Genomic DNA, 22,644 nt, shown 5'->3' with positions numbered 1-22,644 from the left:
ATTTTATGAGTATCAGCTACTTTGAAGGCAAAACCTTCGAAAAAATTGATTTTAGAGTCAACCCTTTACCAAAAGGCGAATATGAAGACTGTACTTTCAGTAACTGCAATTTTGCTGAATTGCACCTCTCAACCTGTATCTTCTCTGATTGCGTTTTTAAAGATTGTAACCTGAGTATGGCTCACACAAGGGGGACATCGCTAAAAAACGTTAAATTCTTAGACTGCAAACTTTTAGGCGTGCACTTTGACCAGTGTAATCCTTTTCTTTTTGAAGTAGGATTTCAGAATTGCCAGCTTAATCTTTCAACGTTTCTGGGTTTAAATCTTAAGAAAACCACTTTTAAAGATACTACACTACACGAGGTTGACTTCTCTGATGCTGATTTAAGCACGGCTATTTTTGATAATTGCGATTTAACCCGTGCCGTTTTCAGTAATACTAACCTGGAAAAAGCTGACTTTCGGTCTGCCTATAATTACTCCATAGACCCTGAACGCAACAAATTGAAAAAGGCTAGATTTTCACTGCAAGGATTAGGCGGGTTGTTAGATAAGTATGGTATTGTTATCAGTTAAAGTTCATTTATGCTGATTTCGAATAAACCCAGTGTAACACCCCAATAGTGTTTTGGCAGATTACCTGAGGCGTCTATCAGTTTCATGCCTGCATAATGAAAGCCAGCATGCAGGTACAACTGATGCAGGCGGGCGTTGTCTTGCCAGGTATCAAGTCTTACAAAGTCTAAGTTTTTATTTTTTGCAGTATTAATTGCCCAGTCAGTAATAATTTTAACGAATCCTTTACCTCTGAAATCCGGACTGGTACAAATACGATGGATGTAAATGGCTGCATCTTTGTCTTTTTCATCCCAGATGTCGGGGTCATTAAAGGCGGTCATAAACACACAGGCTATCTGGCCATCAATCATTATTTTCCATTGTCTACCATCTTCAATTTCCTTTACCACTACTTGCTTGTCAAAGCCTTTCCAAACCAGATTACTAACGGCTTTCTGATGTGCAATGGCATTATCATAAAAATTCATTAAGGTTTCCAAATCGTTTATTCCGGCATTTACTATCTGCATGTGTATCTATTTTTTTGTAAAAATTTGCAAAGAAAAATTATTATCCAAATATTTGCGTAACTAATTACGTAACTACTTACATAAAATGGATTTAATATCTGATTGGGGTGCGTTGGCACTAGGAAGCCGGTTAAAAAGATTAAGCGACCGCATGATGAAATCGGTTTCAGAAATCTATAAAAGTTCAGGTGTTGATTTTGAGTCGAAGTGGTTTCCAATTTTCTACGTTTTAAGTAAAGAAGGAGAAAAGGGCATTATGGAAATTGCCGAAATATTAAATATTACGCACCCTGGTGTTATACAGATAGCCCGGGAGATGGAAAAGGCGGGCTGGATAACATCAGTAAAATCAGGAACAGACGGCCGCAAAAGGCACTTGAAACTCACAGAGAAAGCCTACCAGAATTTGCCTCAACTGGAAGAAATGTGGGTAAGCTTTAAGGAAAACAATGAAAAAATCATTCGCGCCTCTCAACATAACATTCTTATGGCTATGCAGGAGATAGAAGATTTTCTGGACAAGAATGACTTTAAACGCCAGTATTATGAAACTTTTGAAGAAATGAGACAGTCGAAGATTGACATTCAATTGTTTGATGAAAAATACCAGACACAGGTTGAAGATATGGTACTGGGTATCCAGAACGGCGAATTTAACCTGGGCTTAACAGCACAGCGCCAACCGGATTTACATAATCTGAAAGCGTTCTATAACGACAGGGGAAATTTGCTCTGGGTGGCAACAAACAGCAAAGATGATGTGGTTGGAACAATAGGACTGGAAAGGCTTAACAACGAACAAGCGGTTTTAAGAAAGATGTTTATTAAGCAGGAATACCGAGGCAAAGCACTGGGGCTTGCGCAAAGACTTTTTGAAATTTTGGTACTTGAAGCCCTTAAGCAACACTTTAAAGAAATTTTGTTGGATACCCCACTGGTTACACACGCCGCCCATCGCTTTTATGAGCGCAATGGCTTTGAGCTGATTAGCAATGATGCCGTGCCGGAAAATTACATACTCCCGAAGGGAATAGAATTAAAGATATACCGACTAAAATTATAGGGCTTACCAGCCAGGAAAGCAAAAAAATTGCCGCTGAAAAAATCGGCGGCAATTGCTCTTAATCATTTAGCTATTATTCAATCTCAAATTCACTGTTTCCAACGTTTTCAAACACTATTTCGCCATCATCCCCCAATTCCATCATAATTACAGAATCTTTGTGGACCTTCCCTGATAGAATACCTTTAGATAATTCGTTCAGAATCTTGCGCTGCAATACACGTTTCAAAGGTCTGGCGCCAAAGCTTGGGTCATACCCTTCTTCGCCTAGTTTGGCCAATACTTCATCGGTGGCTTCCAATGTTATTCCTTGCTCAGCCACTCGGCTCTGAATCTGTTTAAACTGAATACCAATAATTTTTTGCAGATTCAGTTTACTTAATGGCTCAAACAAAACAATTTCATCAATTCGGTTCAGAAACTCAGGTCTCACATAGGCCTTCAGTTGGTCAAGCACAGCATTTTTGGCCTCTTCCAGAATCAGATGATAATTCCAGCCTTCGTTTTCGGCAAACTTTTCCTGAATAATGTTACTACCCATGTTCGATGTCATGATGATAATCGTATTCTTGAAGTTAGCCACACGGCCTTTGTTGTCTGTCAGGCGGCCTTCGTCCAATACCTGCAGCAGAATATTCCAAACATCGGGGTGCGCCTTTTCAATCTCGTCAAGAAGTACCACACTGTAAGGCTTTCTACGTATTGCCTCGGTTAACTGCCCGCCTTCATCGTATCCTACGTATCCGGGAGGAGCCCCTACCAGCCTGCTTACCGCATGGCGTTCCTGATACTCACTCATATCTATTCTTACCAGTGCGTTATCGTCATTGAAAAGATACTGCGCAAGCGCTTTTGCCAATTCTGTTTTACCTACACCCGTTGGCCCTAAGAACAAGAAGCTGCCTATAGGCCGTTTTGGGTCTTGCAAACCGGCACGAGAACGACGCACGGCATCGGCCACCACTTTTATGGCTTCGTCCTGCCCGGCAACCCTGTTATGCAACTCTGTTTCCAGATGCAGTAACTTGTCACGTTCGCTCTGCAACATTTTAGCCACCGGTATGCCCGTCCACTTAGCTACTACTTCTGCAATGTTTTCTGCTGATACTTCTTCGTTCAATAAAGTAGCCTGCCCGTTGTTGGCCTCTTTCTGAATCTGGTTAAGTCTGTTGTTTGCTTCTACCAGTTTACCATAACGAATCTCCGCTACCCTACCATAATCACCTGCACGTTCGGCCTGCTCAGCTTCCAGTTTCAGCTGCTCAATCTGTTCTTTTAATGAACGTAATTCATTAATAGACCCTTTCTCGTTCTCCCATTTGGCTTTTAGTTCGTTACGTCTTTCGCTCAAATCGGCTATTTCTTTATTCAGAATACTTTCTTTATCCTTATTGCTCTCTCTCCTGATGGCCTCTCTTTCAATTTCAAGCTGCATAATCTTTCTGTTCAGCTCATCCAGTTCTTCCGGCATCGAGTCCATTTCAAGGCGCAATTTAGAAGCCGCCTCGTCCATCAAGTCAATGGCCTTGTCGGGCAGAAACCGGTCTGATATATATCTGTCAGATAACTCTACTGCGGCAATAACGGCATCATCCTGAATGCGCACGCCGTGGTGCAATTCATATTTTTCTTTAATACCCCTTAGAATAGAAATGGCATCAGGCACATTGGGTTCATCAACCATTACCGACTGAAAACGACGCTCTAGGGCTTTATCTTTTTCTATATATTTCTGGTACTCGGCCAGTGTGGTTGCACCAATGGTGTGTAATTCGCCACGAGACAAGGCAGGTTTCAATAAATTGGCGGCATCCATTGCGCTTTCGCCACCGGCGCCTGCACCAATCAGCGTGTGAATCTCATCAATGAAAAGCACCATCTCTCCTTCCGAATCCGTTACCTCTTTAATCACTGCTTTCAGGCGTTCTTCAAACTCGCCTTTATATTTGGCACCGGCTATTAGTAAACCCATATCAAGCGATACTATGGTTTTTGATTTCAGGTTTTCCGGCACGTCGCCAGACACTATTCTTTGCGCCAGGCCTTCAACAATGGCGGTTTTACCAACTCCGGGCTCACCTAAAAGTATAGGATTATTTTTGGTACGGCGAGATAAAATCTGAAGCACACGCCTGATTTCATCGTCACGGCCAATTACGGGGTCAATTTTGCCTTGTCTAGCCAAATCATTCAGATTTTTGCTGTAACGAGCAAGGGCTTGATAAGAGTTTTCTGCGTTCTGGTCTTTCACTGGATTATTTTTTCCTCTCAATTCCTGTATGGTGGATTTTAGTTCTTTTTCTTTAAAGCCTGCTTCTTTCATCAGGGCAGCAACCGGGTCTTTACCCGACAACAGGCCCAGATAAAGCAATTCTACGCTCACAAACTGGTCGTTAAATTCTTTCAGATAGTTTTGAGACTTAGCCAATGCGGCAGAAAGCTCATTACCCAGATAAGCCTGTGCCCCACTTACTTTCGGATAACCGTTTACTATGGCCTCTAAACGACTGACAAGCAATTGCTGATTTACGTTCAGTTTGTTGAGCATAAAAGATGAAGTGTCGGCATCTTCTTCTAAAATGGCTTTCAACAAGTGCCCGGTTTCTACAGCCTGCTGCATATTTCCCTGGGCTATCTGCACCGCTTTCTGGATAACCTCCTGTGCCTTTATGGTATATTGATTGAAATTCATTTGTTTTCAAATTTTGTATAATTCTTAATTCACAAAAAATATGCAGACCCTGCATTTCCGGAAAAATTGACAGAAAACAACCAATAACCCAATTCAAACAAAGACAAAACGACCGCTTTTATATTTATGTTTAAGATTTTTAGCATTTTTGAGGTCTCATTCTGACAGTATGCTTTTCGAAGACACCTACACCACCATTGCTAAACCAACCGAGGGGCTTTATAAAGACCGCGGAAGTAAATTTCTGGCTTTTGCGTATCCTATCACGAGCGAGCAGGAAATAAAGAAACATCTGGACACACTCCGTAGCCTTCACCCAAAGGCTAATCATCATTGCTATGCTTACCGAATTGGTACCGACCGCAATCAGTTCAGAGTTAATGATGATGGCGAACCTTCCGGCTCGGCCGGAAGACCCATTCTGAATGTTTTGCTTTCTAAAGACCTTACCAATTTACTGGTAGTGGTGGTGCGGTATTTTGGTGGCACTTTGCTGGGTGTACCAGGTCTGATAAATGCCTATAAGTCGGCCACGGCAGAAGCCCTGGACAATGCCGAAACCATTGAAAAAAACGTGAATGATATTTACGAAGTAAGTTTTGACTTCGAGTATATGAACGATGTAATGAAGGTAGTGAAAGAGTTTTCGCTTAAAATCAGTAATCAGGTTTATGATAACCGTTGCACACTTACTGTTGAAGTGAGAAAGGCCCTGCTGAATCAGGTTCTTAATAAAATAGAGAAGATTGAAAGTGTAACCACTGTTTACAAAAACACGGTATAAAAAAAGCAAGGCACAGGGCCTTGCTTAATTTTACTTATTTGATTTATAGTTTGTTAGAAGATCCTTGAGAATGCAACTGCAACAAATACAAAAATAGATGCCCACATAGGTACGCGACGCGCTTTGTAAACTGCTACTTTAAAAACTTTCAGGTACTCCAGCCTTAACCATACCACAACCGCCAGCAACAAAAACATAACCGCGCTTGAAAACTTAAACGCCATAGCATGCGCCGGATTCTGCGAGAAAAACAGGAAGACATTTACCAATAAAAGTAGGATTCCAAGAAGAGTAAATACTTTGATTGTCCAGGTGTAAGTTTCTTTGTCTATGTTATTTCTCATGATTTTGTTGTTTAAGTACACAAATGTAAAATAATTATTAAGTCTGTGTCAAGTATTTTTAAATAAATTTTGCATTTCTTGATAATCACAAAATATAATTCTGACAACAGACTAAATTATGTATCTTTTAATATTAGAATAATACAATAATTATTTTCACAAATCAGCAAATCTAGGTTTCGAAACAGATAAATTTCAGACAAAAAATTCAAAAAACTAAAAAACAAGGTTAAATCGAATCACAAATCAGCGGCGCAGGAAATATAACTTTATCAATATTATTTAAAGAAACTCAGTTCTATTGGCTTACAACTAAATTAAACAAGCAATAATAAACTCAATAAAAACTGATTAAGTTGTAAAGCAGTAAAATAAACCGAAAGAGAAAATGCTGAATGAGCCTAAAGAGGAATGTAAAAGGCTGGAGCTAAAAATGTAGCGTTTGAAAATCAGGATGAGGGTTATCCTAAAAACAAAAAAAACAATAACATAACATGATAAACATGAATGCTATTGTTTTATAGTTTAGGGCTGAAAGAAGGAAAAAATATTATTTTTCTTCTGTTGCAGCCTTTTCGATATTTTCTTTTACTTCGCGAGAAGCATCTTTGAATTCACGGATACCTTTTCCTAAACCACGAGCCAACTCAGGAAGTTTTTTCGCTCCGAAGAAGAATAGGACAACGACTAAAATCAAAACCATCTCAGTTGTTCCAAGACCAAACATGATGTAATAAGTTTAAAGTTTTCTACAATAATTTAATACAAATATAAACGAAATTTGAACAATTAAAAAATTAAATTGCACTTAAAATGCATTACACAGATTGTGGCACTTTCTTTTTCCACTGCTCAAATTTCTCGATTTCATCGCTGATGCTTTTGATAATAAACATCAGCAAAGCAACGTCGTCGGTTAACCCGACAAAAGGCAGAAAATCGGGCAGAATATCTATTGGCGAAACAAAATAGATAAACCCCGCTATCACTTTCAAGAGATTCTGAATCTCGATGTTCCTGTATTCTCCTGTGGCGTACGACTTTATCAATCCACCCAGCAACACAACCTTATCGCGCAATATATCAACGGTAGTGCCAACACCCAGGCTTTGTACTTTGACAAGCGCATTCCTTAATAGTTTAAGCAGACTGTGCGCATTTTTTGCAAGTCTTGGTGCTCTTCTCAGTGCAGTTTTATAAAATACCGATTCCAGTACTTTCGAAATCAATTGGTTGGTCTCTGATGCCATGCAGGTTTTAAATAGCTATTATATGGTTAATAAACGCAATAAATACCAAAAAAGGTAAGGCGTTGAGAAAAAATACAAAAAAAACACTTAAAAACGTTGTATTATATTAGTTTTGTCCAATAAATTTGAGCAAAATTTCCTGTTTACCTTTTATTGATTGTACTTGCAGGGCAGATAACCCCAAAATATATGTATTTACACTCAATCGGGGTTTTACGGGTTACCATTTACATTCATTTTTTTACATATTTTATGAAACTTCATGTTGCTAAATTTCACCCCTGGGCATGACATGTTTCTAACAAACAAGCTTTTTTTACAGAGCATTTTAGGGGTATAATTACCGAAATGAAAGTAACCGTAGTTGGAGCAGGCGCTGTTGGTGCAACCACAGCCGATAACATCGCTCGTAAGCAGATTGTCGATGAAGTAGTATTGTTAGATATTAAACAAGGAGTAGCCGAAGGAAAAGCTATGGATTTAATGCAAACCGCTTCTCTGGAAGGATTTGACACTAAAATCATAGGCTCAACTAATGACTACGCCAAAACTGCCAAGTCTGACGTGGTGGTGATTACCTCCGGCTTACCACGTAAACCGGGTATGACCCGCGAAGAACTGATAGGCATTAATGCCGGTATTGTGAAAGGCGTAGTAACGCAGATTCTTACTTACTCGCCAAAAGCAATTTTATTGATTGTTTCAAACCCGATGGATACCATGACCTACCTTGCTTTGCAGGTGGCTCAGTCTTTAGGGGTAAATAAAAAACGCGTAATTGGTATGGGCGGTGCGTTAGACTCATCTCGTTTCCGTTATTACCTGTCGCAGGCAATGGGTGTTTCTCAGGGCGACCTGCACGCTAATGTAATTGGTGGCCACGGTGATACTACCATGATTCCGTTGACACGTCTGGCTACCTGGAATGGTATTCCTGTAAGCCGCTCTTTGTCTAAAGAAGCATTGGCCAAAGTTGCAGCCGATACAATGGTGGGTGGAGCTACCCTGACAGGCCTGCTTGGCACCTCAGCCTGGTACGCTCCGGGTATAGCTGCCTGCTCAATGGTTGAGGCCATCATCCGTGACGAAAAACGCGTAGTGCCAGCCTCAGTTTCATTAAATGGTGAGTATGGCCAGAAAGACATCTGTCTGGGTGTACCAGTAGTTTTAGGCAGAAATGGTTGGGAGAAAATAATCAACTACCGCCTGAACAAAGAAGAACAAGCTGCATTTGCCAAATCGGCTGATGCCGTTAGAAACATGAATAATGTACTAAGCACGCTAAGCATCTAATGGCTTAAAGTTGTAAGGCTTTCGCATACATTCAGAAATCTCGCAGTTATAGCGCTGCGAGATTTTCTTTTCTATGGTCGAATTATAAAACACAATAAAAAACAATTGCTGTTTTATGTTTATATTTGATTAACAAACCGGATTACACCGGTTCAATTTTACTACCTGATTGTTTATAACTAACGGTGCATTCCTATGCTTGATAAAAATAACTTTATAGACCTACTTAATAACCCGCAATCACTGAGCCTTAACGATACCATGTTTCTGGAAAATGCCACCAAAAAGTATCCTTATTTTCAGTTGGGGTATACCATGATTGCCAAGGGTATCTACCTGAAAGCCCCTGAAATTGCGCATGACGCCATCCGTAAGGCTGCCATTTATGCATTAAGCAGAAACGCGCTCAGAAAAGTAATTGAAAACGATATGGACTGGAACATTACTTCCTCCATGCGTTTCAATGAAAGCCCGGCAGAGGCCAGATTCTCACAGGATTCAATAGAAGAAGAGCTGAATCGTGAAAAACTGGAAGAAGAGCTGATAGAATCAATCGCCAAGCCTGCCTTAAGAAACATACAGGAAGAACAACTGGCTATTATTGAGCAATTTATAAAAAAAGAGCCGCGTATTCAGCCCATAAGAACAGTGGCAGCCGGCGAAGAAGTTGAAGACCTGAGCGAAGTGAGTACGACCCTTCAGGGCCCGCTTCTGACAGAAAGCTACGCCAAAATATTAGCCCGGCAGGGGCGTTTTGAACAAGCCATAGAAGTTTATAAAAAACTTATTGCTAAAAATCCCGGAAAAAATACTTACTTTGCAGAAAAAATTACGGAATTAGAAAAAAAGAGACTCTGACACCGGAGCCTGACCTATAAAAATCATTGTTCATAGTTAATTTTAATTGAAAAAATGTACACTACAATCTTAGTTTTGATGGTTATTGTTGCCATTCTGTTAGTTTTAATTATTTTAATTCAAAATCCAAAAGGTGGTGGCATATCAAGCGAGTTTAGTGGTGCCGGTTCACAAATGTTTGGCGTACAACGTACAGGAGACCTTTTGGAACAATTGACCTGGGGCTTCTTTGTTTTTATAATAGTAGGAGCCCTTGTTTCAGGTATTTTTGTAGACAAAACCGGTGCTGATGCACAAGACAACGGTCTTAATGTTGAGAAAGCCCAGTCTCGTCCGGCTACTGCTCCGGCACCTGCCCCAACGCAGACACCTGCTAACACAACACCAGCCAATACAACACCTGCTCAACCGCAGAAATAATCATATTAATGTACTGAAAAAGCCTGATAAGCATTTGCTTGTCAGGCTTTTTTATGTTCGTCCTTTATTCCTTACTCTGATCTTTGTTTGCTTTCTCTTCGTTTTCCTGTTTTAAAAGCGCTATTTCCTGTGCTAACCTGGTTACGTTCTTTTGCAGTTTAGAGTTGACTATCGACAAATGCAACAGATAAATCAGAATAAGAAATATAAAACCCGTAAAAACAAGATTAGGCGCTTCATAAACCCCAAACAAGCGGGCCATTACTTCCAGCCCGTCTCTCCAAATGGCAAATACGCCCAATAGAACCGTGCAAACCAACCACACAATGGCATATTCTTCACGTAGCTTACCCTTTAAAATCAACCAGGCAATAGATAGAAGAAATGCAAAATTGATAACAATAGTAATAATCTGAATACGAGCCATAAGGTGTGCCGTTTGAGTATAAACAAAAAAAACTTAGCTGCTCTGACAGCAACTAAGTAAATGTAACAAAATTTTGCTTTTATAACTGAAACACGAAAGGTTTACCCCCACATAAAGTCTTAAAAACGGATATGGACCTAGTAGCAGACAATAGTCGTTATTCGTATCTCAATGATTCAATCGGGTCTAGTTTTGAGGCCTTGTAGGCCGGATAAATGCCCGAAATAATACCTACAATTACGCATACAATAATACCCATTATCATCCAGCCCCATGGCACAATAAAGCTGCTCTTATCGCTGATTACCCTGGCAATTACATTACCAACCGAAATACCCAGCACAATACCGCCAAGCCCACCTAAAATACAGATAGTAATGGCTTCCATTAAAAACTGTAATCTGATTTTGAAAGGCGTGGCACCAATGGCTTTTCTGATGCCAATCTCCCTGGTACGCTCAGTAACCGAAACCATCATGATGTTCATAAGCGCAATAGATGCACCAAGAAGTGTAATAATGCCGATACCAAACCCACCTACCCGCAAATACCCGGTTACCTCTTCAAAGTCTTTGGCCAGTGCATCAGAGCGTTCCATCTCAAAAGATTTCGGCTTGCTTACAGGGTCTCTTCTTACGCGTCGCATCACGGCCTCGGCTTCCCCCATAATGTAGTCCATATCCGACACGTTAGGCACAGAGGTTGTAATATCAAAAGTAAGGGTTCTGTTTCCGGCAATCTGCCGGCCTGTTTCCAGCGGCACAAGTGCTACGCGGTCGTCTCCGCCCCCGTTTATACTTCCTTTTTTCTCCAAAACACCTATTACCTTAAATCTTAATCCCATCAGGGTTATGTCTTTATCAATAGGGTTCTCTTTCGGAAACAATAAAGTAGACAACTCATTGCCAAGAATCACAACGTTATTGGTAAAATCAATATCATTTTTATTAATATCTCTACCCGCCTGCAGTTTATAACCTTTTATTGTCAAGAAATCTTCGTCGATACCTCTTATCTGGGTATTGGGGTTTGTTTTAATAGATTTATATTTCAACTGGGCTGCACCTGCCACATTTGTATAAATACTGATAGTGGCCGAGGTTTTACCCTGAAAAAGTTCTTTATACAATTTGGCCTGCCGGTAGTCAATTGGTGGTACGTCCTTCTCCTCTACCCCGCCGCTTCTGCGTCGCCAGGGCCTTGGGCCAATGATATCGAAAGAGTTTGCCCCAAGCCCGGCAAAACTATTGTCTACTGAGCTCTGCATGCCATCTATGGCAGTAAGAATACCCACTAATGAGGTAATACCAATTGCAATAATTAACGCTGTAAGCACTGTGCGAAGCATATTGCCTTGTATAGACCGGAGTCCTTCACGAACATTTTCTTGTAAATTCATTTAATCAAAGCTTGATTTGCAGAGAGAAGTATAAGATATTTCTATCAAAATTTATAATGACAAAGTTCATTAAGAGTTTTGAAACCAGCAAACCAATGGAATAACTGAATCAGCCGTTTATCATTATTTTTAAACGAATCGTCTCTTTTTTATCCAAAAGAGTTTGAGGTCTTTTACTTTTAAATCAAATTTACGGTACATCACCTGTTATTTGTCTAATTTAGACCTTTCAATTAACCTCAGCAAACAAAATCTCGTTTATGAAAAAAACTACCTTTCTTGTTGTTGCCGCATTTACCTTATCTGTCGGCCTGGGTTTTTCGCAAACCAAAGATACCCCAAAAGACCCCGTAGTTGCAGGTATCATTAAAGAAGCCAACGACAACTCTCAACTTGAAAAATTAGCAACCGAATTAATGGACGGTATCGGCCCGCGTCTCGTAGGCTCACCTCAAATGAAACAGGCACACGATTGGGCCATTGAAAAATACAAACAATGGGGCATTAATGCCCGAAATGAAAAATGGGGCGAATGGCGCGGATGGGAAAGAGGTGTATCTCATATAGATATGGTGTATCCACGGGTTAAATCTTTAGAAGGTATGCAACTGGCTTGGAGCCCCAGCACCAAAGGGCAATCAGTAGTAGGCGAAACCATTATCATTCCTGATGTGGCCGATTCAGTAGAATTCAAAAAATGGCTACCCAACGTAAAGGGCAAATTTGTGTTGATAAACATGAACCAACCAACCGGGCGCCCGGATTATAACTGGGAAGAATTTGGAACAAAAGAATCTGTTGAAAAAATGAAAGCTGCCCGAACCGCTCAAACAGAAGCCTGGGCCAGGCGAATCAGCAAAACGGGTCTTGCCGGAAGTGCAAAGGCGCTTCCGCTTGCATTAGAAAAAGCCGGAGCAGCGGGCATTGTAATGAGCTACTGGTCAAGAGGTTTTGGAGCAAACAAGATTTTTGGCGCCAATACAAAAACTATCCCGACTGTTGATATTTCGTTGGAAGATTATGGTCTTCTTTATCGTTTGACGGAATCTGGCATTAAACCTAAAATCAGTGTCCGTGCCGACTCAAAAGAGCTGGGAGTTGTGCCGACCTTCAATACCATTGCCGAAATTAAAGGCACAGAAAAACCTAACGAGTATGTCATGTTATCTGCCCACTTTGACTCTTGGGATGGTGGCACAGGTGCAACCGATAACGGCACAGGCACCATTGTAATGATGGAAGCCATGCGCCTCTTGAAGAAGTTTTACCCGAACCCGAAAAGAACTATTCTGGTTGGCCATTGGGGAAGCGAAGAGCAGGGATTGAACGGCTCAAGAGCATTTGTTGAAGACCATCCTGAAATTGTATCAAATCTGCAGGCGCTGTTTAATCAGGATAACGGTACAGGCCGGGTAATTAATATCTCTGGCCAGGGCTACCTGCATGCTTATGATTATATTGGCAGATGGCTAGCCAAAGTACCTGGCGAGTATAAAAAAGGACTGGAAACCCGTTTTCCGGGTGCTCCGGGAGCAGGCGGTTCTGACTTTGCCTCTTTTGTAGCTGCTGGTGCGCCTGGCTTTTCGCTTAGCTCATTAAACTGGTCTTATGGCACCTATACCTGGCACACCAACCGCGACACTTACGACAAAATAGTGTTTGATGATGTACGTAACAACGCTATTCTGGCTGCTATTCTTGCGTATCAGGCAAGTGAAGACCCGACCAGAACATCAACCGAAAAAAGTGTTCTGCCATTGAACGAAAAAGGTGAACCTTCTGCCTGGCCGGCTAAACGAAGCCCGAACAGAAAAGGCGGTTTAGATTAATATTTTATATCTTTTAAGGGTCTTTGGTCTTCATCAGAGACCCTTTATTTTTGCCAGTTTTTTCTCAATTAATCGCTTTTCAGGGTCTGATTTCACCAGTTGAAGAGCCTTTTCATAACAGTGTATCGCATTTACGGAATCAGCCAGTTCAGCATACAAATCTCCTTTAGCAGTTTGATAAGTATAATTCATGCGCAGGCTTTCCAGTTCATTCAAATCTTTCAGTGCCGCCGCTGGCCCATTTACATAACCTTTCACAATTGCTCTGTTCAGTTGTATAAACGGCGATGGCTTTAAGTCGGCCAGCATATTGTATAATCTCAGAATAACGTCCCAGTTGGTTTTCTCAAAGCTTTGCGCAGAGGCGTGATAAGAGGCAATGGCGGCTTCCAGGTGATACTCGCTTATCTCGTTTCCAATGGCAGACTGCCTGAAAAACTCATAGGCTCTTGATATCATAAAACTATCCCATAGATTCCGGTTCTGGTCTTTCAGCAGCACAATAGTGCCGTTAACATCTATCCTGGCCGGAAATCTTGCCGTCTGAAAACACATCAACGCCAACAGTGCATTAGTTTTGGGTAAATTGGTGAGCGGGTTCTTTGTCAATAACAAGCTCAGCCTGATGGCCTCTTCACATAAATCTTTTCTGATTAACTCATTTGGATGCGACGAACTATAACCCTCACTGAAAATCAGATATATTATCTTAAGCACTGCATCCAGCCTTGTTGTTAGTTCTTCTGCTACAGGCACATCAAGACTAACATGCTCTACTCTTATCTTTTCCTTTGCCCGGTAAAGTCGTTTGTTAATGGTATCTTCAGACGTTAAAAACGCTCTGGCTATTTCAGCGGCATGCAAGCCACCCAGTGTTTTCAGGCTTAGCGTAATCTGAGACTCCAGCGCAATAGCCGGATGACAACAGGCAAACAGCATCCGCAACTGGCTGTCTTCTATTTCGTGGGGCATAAACATTTGCCCAAGTCTTTCTTCCGGTTCTTTAAGGTAGGCTAGTTCGGCGCTTAATTCAGCAAATAGTTTTTCTCTTCTTATTACATCCAGCGCCTGGTTTTTTGCTACTTTGTATAACCACGCAGCCGGGCTATCAGGTATTTTTATGCGCCATTCGCTTAGTGCCTTCATAAGCGTATCCTGCACAATATCCTCAGCCAGCTCTATGCGGTCGAAACCGAACATACGCGCCAAAACAGCAGTCATCTTTCCAGCCTCGTGCCTGAAAAGATGACTGACCAATTGGTTTACCTGTTCGTATCCTGATTCTTCAGACAAGTCTATTGATAGTTTTGAATAGGTCTTATTTCTACTACACTATCATACTCATACATCGGGCAACCCTTCGATAACTCAATGGCTTCTTCCATCGACTCGGCATTTAAAAGTAAAAATCCGCTTACAATCTCCTTAGATTCGGTATAAGGGCCATCGGTTACCAAATGGGCCGAGCCTTTTACAATTTTACCTACCGGCTGAAGGGCATCTGTAGCTACCAGTTTGCCCTGAGCAGCTATACCGCCAATCCAGACAGTCCATTTTTCAAGTTCTGCCTGCATCTGCTCAGGCGAAAAATTTTGGTACATGTGTTCAACTTCAATTTCGTTACGGAAAATAAGCATGAATTTTTCCATGATTTTTTAAGTTTTAAATGGTTGTAAAATTTATTTCAACCTGTTGACGAATCAGATTGAGAGAATTGGACAAACAATGAATATTTTTTTTTAAATTGCTATAATGGTGAGTGAAGCCCCTTTCAATATACTTTGGCTTTTTACGTTAACTGTATATTGGGCAAGGAAATATGAGAAATTAATTTGGTTTTTACCTATGAAGAAATTACTTATTTTAGTTGTACTGGCGTTTTCTTTGTGTTCAGAAGTATTGGCCAATAAAATATTGATACCAATGGACGAAAGCCAGAGGAACCATTTAAAAGCTTATGGTATTACGTTCTGGCTGCTTAAAGAACACGAAACCGAGGTTGAATGGCTGTTGAATTTCAGGGGCGGTAGTTTTATGTTTAGTGCTTCTCAGAATTTTATAAATGAATGTGTGATACGTGGCGTAAGTTATGAGGTTATTTCAGACGCAGAGGCACAATCAATATTAGCACAAATTGCATCGCCCGAAGCAAATATGGATGCAGTAAAACTAAATAAAGCGCCCAAAATAGCTGTTTATTCTCCTAAAACCACCCAGCCCTGGGACGACGCCGTTACGCTGGTGCTTACTTATGCTGAGATTCCATACGATAAGGTTTTTGATGAAGAGGTACTGGAAAACAAATTACCGGAATACGACTGGCTACATTTGCACCATGAAGATTTTACAGGGCAGTTTGGTAAATTTTTACGTATGCGCGGGCAGGCCTGGTATCAGGAACAAAAACATGAGGCCGAAGCAATAGCCCGTAAGTTTAATTTTCAGAAAACCTCAGAGCTGAAACTGGCCGTTTCTAAAAAAATTAGGGACTTTGTAAATGGCGGTGGTTATATGTTTGCCATGTGTAATGCAACCGATACCTTTGATATTGCTCTGGCCGCAGATGGAATAGACATTGTAGAAACGCCTTATGACGGCGATGGCGCAGACGCCAATGCAGATAAAAAACTGAATTTTGATAATTGTTTTGCTTTTCAGAACTTCAGACTGGTACTGAACCCCTATGAACTGGAGTTTTCGACGATTGACAGCCAACAGGACGAAAGAGGAGTAAGCGAAACCAACGATTATTTTTCATTGTTTCAGTTCTCTGCCAAATGGGACCCCATCCCCACCATGCTAACGCAGAATCATGTAAATCTTATTAAAGGTTTTATGGGCCAAACCACGGCCTTTAAGAAACAATACATAAAACCAGATGTAATTATTATGGCCGAAAACCGTTCGCTGGGGGAAGCGCGTTATATTCATGGTACGGCAGGTAAAGGATTCTGGACATTTTACGGAGGGCATGACCCCGAAGATTACCAACATTATGTAGGTGAAGAGCCTACTGATCTTAACCTGCATCCAACATCGGCAGGTTACAGGCTTATTCTAAATAATTTATTGTTTCCGGCTGCCAAGAAAAAGAAACTTAAAACCTGATACAAAATAAGCGAAGAAGGCAAATTCAGACTGCCTTCTTCGCTTTTGTAAAAGTCAAGTGTTGTTTTTCTTCACTTTTTTCCCTCTGTTTTTTGCCCACTCCTCTGCTTTTGATGTCGCAATGGCAATGGCTGAGCCTTCGTCTCTACCGTCTTCAATCAAAGCATTTGCAATTTCAATAGCCTTGTTTCTGACCGGTGCCTGAAAGTTTTTCAGAGATTGCGGATAATCAGATTTTGTCCAGGGCATATTACTGAAGTTTTACTTTACATTTTATCGGTAATCTTTTCAAGTTTTTCTGCTTCTTCTCTATGATGCATTAAAGTTGGCAGTATCTTGGCTGCAAAAGCCTTAATTTCTGCATCATTGGCATTATCAGCTATCTTTTTAAATTTGTCAACATCTTCCCGATGATCTTCAACCATGGTGTCCATATATTTCTTATCGAATTTTTTTCCTGTTTCTTCAGACACCTCGTTTACCATTTTCTGATGTTTGTCAATCAGGGTCGTTGGCAAAACAATGCTTTTACTCTCGGCCAGGCTTTTTAGCTCGTCATTGGCTTTGGTGTGGTCGTCAATCATCATTTGCGCAAATTTTTTCACTTGCGGCGATGTGGCTTTGTTTACAGCAATTTTTGCTAATTCTACTTCCATCATACCTGCACTTGCAATTTCTATTACATCATCTACATCTTGTTTTTGAGCCCGGGCCATAGAATCAGTAGAGGCAGTGGCATCTATTGCCTCATTATTTATTGCCTCAGTTGAATCTTTGGAGTCGGTGCTGCCAGAATTACATGAAGCCATTCCCAACATTACGGCAACGGCCAAACTTAATAAAACGCCTTTGTTTTTCATGATATAATCAGGATTTAGTTATGCCTTTATCTGCAAAAAACACATACCACAAAAATTGAAGCAATTCATGGGGTTTATATTCTACTATTAATAAATTTTAATTTCCTGCCTGATTTGAACAACATTGACACAATTTCGAAAAAGGGGAAATATTTCCACATAATGAACACTATATTCCCCAAACCAATGATGTTTAAGGCAAATTCCCCACATTTTCATAACTTCTTCAACACTAAATTAAAGAGGTAAAAATACCACAATAGATGCTTGCTGATGTATAACAAACGAAACATCACATAATAAGAAAAGCCTCTTTCAATACCGAAAATAAATGGTATAGAAAGAGGCATTGTCAGGCATTTTAAATGCCTTTTTATTTAAATAGCATTATATCTTGCTTCAAAATCTTTTATTCTTCTTCTTGAAATGCATAACTCTTCGCCTGACTGCAGCAAAACAGACCCTGAAAGTTTATCAAGTTTAATTTTCTCTATATGCATCATATTGATGATTATACCGCGATGTATCCTGAAAAAATAAGGTAATACCATAAGTTTATTCTCATAAACCTGTAAATTTCTGGCACTCAGGTAGGTTCTGCCATTGGTTAAATACAAAATGGTATAATTGATTTTACTCTCTAAAAAAATAACCTCTTCCGGGCGTACAAACTTAGACTTACCCCCTACCAGGAAGCGTAAAGTTAATGATGGATTCATAGGAAAGTTAGTTTTCATGGATGTATAATTTATGTCTTTCATATATTCTTCTTAAGCTATAATGTTGTTGAATACGCAGTGTATTTCCGACTTAAATAATAAAATAATTATGCCACCACTGGTAATATTGCCGCCATGTAAAAAAGCACTGAAAGAAACCCGCTATATGTAGAAAAAAAGCACCAATAAATTTAAAAAAATGGGGCATACAAAATGGATGAACAGCCAATAATCAGAAACTATATTGTAGCAGCATAGTATCAAAAACCTTTAATTTGTATTCTTTACATTTTCATCAAAAGAAAAATTGTATTTTTACTGATACATTTTTTTTCAATAAACAATTATATAAAATGGCTGATATACCAGAAGTAAAGCATATTCCAGAAGATAAATTATTTGTAATAAAACTGGAAGAAGACATGGCTTTTCAGGAATATATTCAAACCGATACAGACCTGGTAATTACGCATACAGAAGTACCTAAAGCTATGGAAGGTAAAGGTATTGGCAGCATACTGGCCAAAAATGCCCTTAAATATGCTGAAGAAAACAACCTTAAAATAATGCCTTTATGCCCATTTATGGCGGCTTATATGCGTAAAAACTACGAAACTTACAAACATCTGCTGGCTCCCGGCTTTAATGTCTGAAAACAATGAAAATAACAAGAAAAAGCGCGCTGAAATCTTTATTTGGCTCAATAGTCGGCCTGCCTGCCCTGGCTAAAGGGGAGAGTCAAAAAAAAGACCTTACCGGCTTTAAGGAAGAGTTTGCCATTGCCTGGAAAAGCTCTTTGGAGTATACACTCAAAATTTTTAATCAAATGCCGGATGACAAGATGGAATATAAGTATACGCCTGAGTCTTTTAGTTTCAGAACACAGTTTGTGCACTGTATTACGTTTACCACTGCCCAGTTGTGCGGAAGACTGAATATACCCAACCCTTATGACGAAAAAGAAAAGCAAAACGGATATTGGGCCAAACTTTCTAAAATTGAGCTGGAAAACGAGATAAAAGGCTTTTACGCATGGGTTGAAAAAACAATTTTTGAAACTAAACCCGAAAAGCTAAACCAGTTAGAGCCTTACGCCGGCGATAAAATACCTGTCTGGCGGCTATTTTATGCTTTAGAAAATCATATAATACACCATCGCGGACAAGCCATTTGTTATCTAAGGCTAAACGGTATTACTCCGATAGGTTACATTGGCTGGTGAGCTATTTTTTTACTTGCTTTACGCAGTCTTGTGTAAATATTTGTTTTAAAACCTAGCTGAAAATTTATATTTGGTTTCTGTCTAAGAAAAAATTCGTAAAACTTCTACGAGCCTTTATATAGGGCTATATGGATTATTCATTTCAAAATGAAAAACTTCCGGCAACGGAGATGTTACCGGAAGTTTTAATAGTATATACCATCAATAATTTAGGAATCTTAATTCAACAAAATTATTTTTTGATTATACAAGAGCCATCGTTGCAACAACGGCTATATTTTTTCAATAGTTTCTTGTATTGCCCTTCATCCAAGGTTACATAAATTTTGTTGTAGTCTCCAACAGTTACATCCTGTTTGGTAAAGCTATAGGTTAATGACACCGGGATATTAACATCCACATCAGGCAATGTAGTTGCGCTGGCATTAGCCACTCTGAACGCTTTAGAAACGCTGCTTGAGCCCGTTGTTACGACCTCATAGCCAGACTTAACCGGAACCGGGAATGAACCCAGGCAAAGGTATTTTTCTGGAGTTTCACCTACTGCAAGCTTACCTGTTTTCTTATAAACACCAATAATTGTTACATTTGGATTTGCGGTTTTGATACTTCCATCCTGAATTTCAGATTTGCCTATAAAATTAACGCGTTGGTCAGCACATTGAGACGCGCCTGTGGTTCCGATAGTAGCATCATTTGCTGTGGTTGCTGATAAAACTTTCTTTTCAATAGACTGAGGCGTAGCTGATGTTGCAGGAGTAACATCCATAGTTTTATATGCTTTGCTCAGATTTTTGAATTGTTTCTCATCAACATTCAGGTAGATTTTATCACCTTCACCAACGGTAACATCAGATTTGGTAATTTTATAATCTAGTGCCAAAGGCAACATCAGATTTACAGGGGCAACTGTTTCATTACCAGTAACACATACCGGAATGGTTTTAGAATAAGCCATTTCACCTTTTACGCTGTAATCATAAGTAGCACGGTATTTAACCGGATAAGTGCCAAGCGAAACACCTTTATTACCATTAACTGCTACAATTTCCATTGTTTTGCTGACATTCATTACGTCTCCGCTGGCAATTTCACCTTTCGCGCTGATACTTACCTGCTGGTCAACAACCCTGGTGGGTTCTACAACCGGCCCTGCTGGTATGTAAACAGGTATATAAAAAGCGTTACCGCATTTTTTCATAATATAAATGAAACAATCGCCGGTTTTTGCTTTCAGTTTAAAGGTTTCAAAGTTATTGCCCAAAATAGACCAGCTGTATTTGTGGCCTTTGGCATAGGCGCCCATCCAACCGGTTGAACCTTTAGGTAGGATTTCAGGCGTTAAACTACCTACCGTAAACGCAGGGTCGTTAATACCAGTGTAACCCAAAGCAGCCAGCATGTCGTCCATTTCTTTTTTAATGCCTTTCTGGTTCTTTTTGTACACTCTCTTCAGATGGTCGAAAGCTGATTTTGCAGTGTGTTTAGGTATTTCCCCAAATTGAGGACTAGTCCCTAATCTATTTAGCACTACAGGGGTTCTGTCGGCGTTGCCCTGAAAAACTTTATAAGGCAAAGAATTACATGGAGAAGACTGCTGATTAGGTGCCGGGTTTTGTTGAGAAAACCCAACTGCTGGTAACATCATTACCGCAAGCGCAAGAATTCTAAATGAAGAAGTTTTCATTTTTTTTAATTTTTAAGTGTCTGAAAATTCTTTGTCCGTTAAGAACAAAAAAGTAAATTATTTGAATAAAGTGATGTTTACAGATTTCCCGTAAAAAAACTGTACCATCAATTCAGGTTCTGTGAGGTTAATCTGATAAGGGTGCAATAAGTAAGAATAGCCGGAAAGACTACTAGCGCAAAAATGGTAATTTATAATTGAAAAACAAATGACATTAATCGCATTATGAATTAAATATTGTTTTCTCGTTTATATATTACCGGTAATGGCCTGTAGATCCGGCTTTAAAACTTTATTTGCCCGAAAATTTATAGATAGTAGTGGTTTTATAGGTTTCACCGGGTCTCAGAACAACCGTTGGGAAAGACTTCTGGTTCGGCGAATCAGGGAAGTGTTCTGTTTCAAAGCAAAATCCGTGGCGTTTTTTGTAAACGACACCATTTTTACCGGTTATGCTGCCATCAAGAAAATTTCCTGTATAGAATTGTACACCGGGCTCTGTTGTAAAAACCTCCATGAAGCGGCCTGAACCTGGCTCATACGCAGTTGCCGCCAATACAAGTGTGTCTTTTGCTGGTTGGTTAAGCACCCAGCAGTGGTCATAACCGCCACCCAGCTTTATTTGCTCATCTGTGGTATCATCTATTCCCTTGCCTATTGCTATGGGTTTGGTAAAATCAAAAACAGTACCTTTAACGGGTTTAAGTTCACCGGTGGGTATCAGCGTTTTATCAACAGGTACAAATCGGTCGGCGTTAATTGTAACCTCATGCCCCAGGTGGTCAGTTTTTCCACCGGTCAGATTAAAATAAGAATGTTGAGTAAGATTAATTACGGTAGGTTTATCGGTAGTGGCGGTGTAGGTAATCTCCAGCGCGTTGTCATCTGTTAAAACATAAGTTACCTCTGCATCAAGATTCCCGGGATACCCCTCTTCTCCGTCTTTGCTAACATAATTCAGTTTCAAGCCGTTTCTGCCGTCTTTTAGTTCTTCAGTTTTCCAGATAACTTTATCAAAACCAACTTTCCCGCCGTGCAGGTGGTTGGGGCCATTATTCTGCAAAAGATTATAAGTCTGGCCATCTAAAGTAAACTTGGCTCCGGCTATACGGTTGCCGTACCTACCCACTAAAGCTCCGAAGAAAGGACTGGCCTTCAGATAACCCGATAGTGAATCATAACCCAATACTACGTCTTCATAATTTCCGTTTTTATCAGGGGCAGTCCAATGCGTTATCAATCCGCCGTAATCACTTATTTTAATTTCCATGCCTTTGGCATTTCTTAATGTATACAATTCTACTTTACGTCCGTCTGGCAGTTGCCCCCATGCTTGTTTTGTAATTGAAGCCTCCGATTTTGTTGTTTCCATCTTTTTTTGGTTATTTTTTAATTGGCAGGCCAAGCCGGTATAAACCAGTAATGCCCCGGCCAACCATATTCTGATTTGGGTTTTAAATTGAGTCATGTTAATAGTATAGGTTGATTTTGTTTGCCAATATTACACAAAAACTGTTAAAAAGACCGTTTGTGTGTTAAACATTTCTGTTTTATAAATTAATATGTATGTATATTTACCCATCGCAGCTTAGGTTGTTT

General features: G+C 40.0%; 24 protein-coding genes. 10 read left to right on the top strand and 14 right to left on the bottom strand.

All coding sequences use genetic code 11. The features are described 5' to 3' along the window. The first annotated feature begins 5 nt into the window (after window positions 1-5). Entirely contained in the window at window positions 6-578 is a 573-nt protein-coding gene (locus MB380_RS08085; protein WP_253534413.1) for a pentapeptide repeat-containing protein, read from the top strand. On the opposite strand, the gene MB380_RS08080 is transcribed toward MB380_RS08085, so the two are convergent. Then, window positions 575-1,090, bottom strand: a complete 516-nt coding sequence (locus MB380_RS08080) for an N-acetyltransferase (protein ID WP_253534411.1) — start codon at window positions 1,088-1,090, stop codon at window positions 575-577. The two genes, MB380_RS08085 and MB380_RS08080, sit on opposite strands and share 4 nt — an antisense overlap. Before the next feature lie 85 nt (window positions 1,091-1,175). Between MB380_RS08080 and MB380_RS08075 the strand changes: the two genes are divergently transcribed. After that, window positions 1,176-2,153: a bifunctional helix-turn-helix transcriptional regulator/GNAT family N-acetyltransferase gene (locus MB380_RS08075; protein WP_253534409.1), complete on the top strand. Its 978-nt coding sequence runs from the start codon at window positions 1,176-1,178 to the stop codon at window positions 2,151-2,153. A gap of 73 nt (window positions 2,154-2,226) precedes the next feature. Here the strand turns inward: MB380_RS08075 and clpB are convergent, their stop codons facing one another. Beyond that, entirely contained in the window at window positions 2,227-4,845 is a 2,619-nt protein-coding gene (gene clpB, locus MB380_RS08070) for an ATP-dependent chaperone ClpB (protein ID WP_253534407.1), read from the bottom strand. A gap of 169 nt (window positions 4,846-5,014) precedes the next feature. Here clpB and MB380_RS08065 point away from each other — a divergent pair, with 169 nt between their 5' ends. Next, window positions 5,015-5,629 carry a YigZ family protein gene (locus MB380_RS08065; RefSeq protein WP_253534405.1) on the top strand — a complete coding sequence of 205 codons (615 nt, stop codon included), beginning with the start codon at window positions 5,015-5,017 and terminating at the stop codon, window positions 5,627-5,629. 53 nt (window positions 5,630-5,682) lie between these two features. On the opposite strand, the gene MB380_RS08060 is transcribed toward MB380_RS08065, so the two are convergent. From MB380_RS08060 to MB380_RS08050, 3 genes are all read right to left on the bottom strand, one after another. Beyond that, entirely contained in the window at window positions 5,683-5,973 is a 291-nt protein-coding gene (locus tag MB380_RS08060) for a hypothetical protein (RefSeq protein WP_253534403.1), read from the bottom strand. A 550-nt stretch (window positions 5,974-6,523) separates the two neighbouring features. Further along, complete coding sequence (locus MB380_RS08055) at window positions 6,524-6,700, bottom strand: twin-arginine translocase TatA/TatE family subunit (RefSeq protein WP_101728451.1); 177 nt, start codon at window positions 6,698-6,700, stop codon at window positions 6,524-6,526. Between the two features lie 91 nt (window positions 6,701-6,791). Continuing rightward, entirely contained in the window at window positions 6,792-7,223 is a 432-nt protein-coding gene (locus MB380_RS08050; protein WP_253534401.1) for a YkvA family protein, read from the bottom strand. 348 nt (window positions 7,224-7,571) lie between these two features. On the opposite strand from MB380_RS08050, the gene MB380_RS08045 reads away from it, so the two are divergent. The 3 genes from MB380_RS08045 to secG all read left to right on the top strand — a co-directional run bounded on the left by MB380_RS08045 (window position 7,572) and on the right by secG (window position 9,794). Beyond that, a complete protein-coding gene (locus MB380_RS08045; protein WP_101728449.1) occupies window positions 7,572-8,516 on the top strand; it encodes a malate dehydrogenase in 945 nt (314 codons plus the stop codon). 195 nt (window positions 8,517-8,711) lie between these two features. Then, window positions 8,712-9,374 carry a hypothetical protein gene (locus MB380_RS08040; RefSeq protein WP_101728448.1) on the top strand — a complete coding sequence of 221 codons (663 nt, stop codon included), beginning with the start codon at window positions 8,712-8,714 and terminating at the stop codon, window positions 9,372-9,374. A 54-nt stretch (window positions 9,375-9,428) separates the two neighbouring features. After that, window positions 9,429-9,794 (top strand): preprotein translocase subunit SecG, encoded by a 366-nt coding sequence (secG, locus tag MB380_RS08035; protein WP_101728447.1) that lies wholly within the window; start codon window positions 9,429-9,431, stop codon window positions 9,792-9,794. A 64-nt stretch (window positions 9,795-9,858) separates the two neighbouring features. Here the strand turns inward: secG and MB380_RS08030 are convergent, their stop codons facing one another. Together MB380_RS08030 and MB380_RS08025 are read right to left on the bottom strand one after the other, a co-directional pair. Beyond that, window positions 9,859-10,221, bottom strand: a complete 363-nt coding sequence (locus MB380_RS08030; protein ID WP_253534399.1) for a DUF2304 domain-containing protein — start codon at window positions 10,219-10,221, stop codon at window positions 9,859-9,861. A 157-nt stretch (window positions 10,222-10,378) separates the two neighbouring features. Beyond that, the gene (locus tag MB380_RS08025; RefSeq protein WP_101728445.1) at window positions 10,379-11,620 is read right to left on the bottom strand and encodes an ABC transporter permease; all 1,242 of its coding nucleotides are present in this window, start codon (window positions 11,618-11,620) and stop codon (window positions 10,379-10,381) included. Window positions 11,621-11,880: 260 nt separating this feature from the next. On the opposite strand from MB380_RS08025, the gene MB380_RS08020 reads away from it, so the two are divergent. After that, window positions 11,881-13,449 carry a M20/M25/M40 family metallo-hydrolase gene (locus MB380_RS08020; protein ID WP_253534397.1) on the top strand — a complete coding sequence of 523 codons (1,569 nt, stop codon included), beginning with the start codon at window positions 11,881-11,883 and terminating at the stop codon, window positions 13,447-13,449. A 33-nt stretch (window positions 13,450-13,482) separates the two neighbouring features. Here the strand turns inward: MB380_RS08020 and MB380_RS08015 are convergent, their stop codons facing one another. Together MB380_RS08015 and MB380_RS08010 are read right to left on the bottom strand one after the other, a co-directional pair. Beyond that, a complete protein-coding gene (locus MB380_RS08015) occupies window positions 13,483-14,742 on the bottom strand; it encodes an RNA polymerase sigma factor (protein ID WP_253534396.1) in 1,260 nt (419 codons plus the stop codon). A gap of 2 nt (window positions 14,743-14,744) precedes the next feature. Next, on the bottom strand, window positions 14,745-15,098 hold the full coding sequence (locus tag MB380_RS08010; RefSeq protein WP_253534395.1) for a YciI family protein: 354 nt from the start codon (window positions 15,096-15,098) through the stop codon (window positions 14,745-14,747). Window positions 15,099-15,294: 196 nt separating this feature from the next. Here MB380_RS08010 and MB380_RS08005 point away from each other — a divergent pair, with 196 nt between their 5' ends. After that, entirely contained in the window at window positions 15,295-16,557 is a 1,263-nt protein-coding gene (locus MB380_RS08005; protein WP_253534394.1) for an asparagine synthetase B, read from the top strand. 54 nt (window positions 16,558-16,611) lie between these two features. Here MB380_RS08005 and MB380_RS08000 read toward each other — a convergent pair whose 3' ends face one another. The 3 genes from MB380_RS08000 to MB380_RS07990 all read right to left on the bottom strand — a co-directional run bounded on the left by MB380_RS08000 (window position 16,612) and on the right by MB380_RS07990 (window position 18,154). Next, window positions 16,612-16,806, bottom strand: coding sequence for a hypothetical protein (locus MB380_RS08000; RefSeq protein ID WP_101725050.1), 195 nt, complete (start codon window positions 16,804-16,806; stop codon window positions 16,612-16,614). Between the two features lie 17 nt (window positions 16,807-16,823). After that, window positions 16,824-17,417 (bottom strand): DUF4142 domain-containing protein, encoded by a 594-nt coding sequence (locus MB380_RS07995; RefSeq protein WP_253534393.1) that lies wholly within the window; start codon window positions 17,415-17,417, stop codon window positions 16,824-16,826. A gap of 377 nt (window positions 17,418-17,794) precedes the next feature. After that, window positions 17,795-18,154, bottom strand: a complete 360-nt coding sequence (locus MB380_RS07990) for a LytTR family DNA-binding domain-containing protein (protein WP_253534388.1) — start codon at window positions 18,152-18,154, stop codon at window positions 17,795-17,797. 335 nt (window positions 18,155-18,489) lie between these two features. Between MB380_RS07990 and MB380_RS07985 the strand changes: the two genes are divergently transcribed. Together MB380_RS07985 and MB380_RS07980 are read left to right on the top strand one after the other, a co-directional pair. Beyond that, window positions 18,490-18,789 carry a GNAT family N-acetyltransferase gene (locus tag MB380_RS07985; protein WP_253534386.1) on the top strand — a complete coding sequence of 100 codons (300 nt, stop codon included), beginning with the start codon at window positions 18,490-18,492 and terminating at the stop codon, window positions 18,787-18,789. Between the two features lie 5 nt (window positions 18,790-18,794). Beyond that, window positions 18,795-19,358, top strand: a complete 564-nt coding sequence (locus MB380_RS07980; RefSeq protein ID WP_253534384.1) for a DinB family protein — start codon at window positions 18,795-18,797, stop codon at window positions 19,356-19,358. Window positions 19,359-19,590: 232 nt separating this feature from the next. On the opposite strand, the gene MB380_RS07975 is transcribed toward MB380_RS07980, so the two are convergent. Beyond that, complete coding sequence (locus MB380_RS07975) at window positions 19,591-21,045, bottom strand: hypothetical protein (protein WP_253534382.1); 1,455 nt, start codon at window positions 21,043-21,045, stop codon at window positions 19,591-19,593. A 292-nt stretch (window positions 21,046-21,337) separates the two neighbouring features. Further along, a complete protein-coding gene (locus MB380_RS07970) occupies window positions 21,338-22,417 on the bottom strand; it encodes an aldose epimerase family protein (protein ID WP_253534380.1) in 1,080 nt (359 codons plus the stop codon). Between the last annotated feature and the right edge of the window lie 227 nt (window positions 22,418-22,644).

Source organism: Emticicia sp. 21SJ11W-3 (assembly GCF_024138715.1).
GTDB lineage: Bacteria > Bacteroidota > Bacteroidia > Cytophagales > Spirosomataceae > Emticicia > Emticicia fluvialis.
The sequence above is the reverse complement of the archived record's forward strand: the minus strand, read 5'-3'. Positions and strand labels throughout refer to the sequence as shown.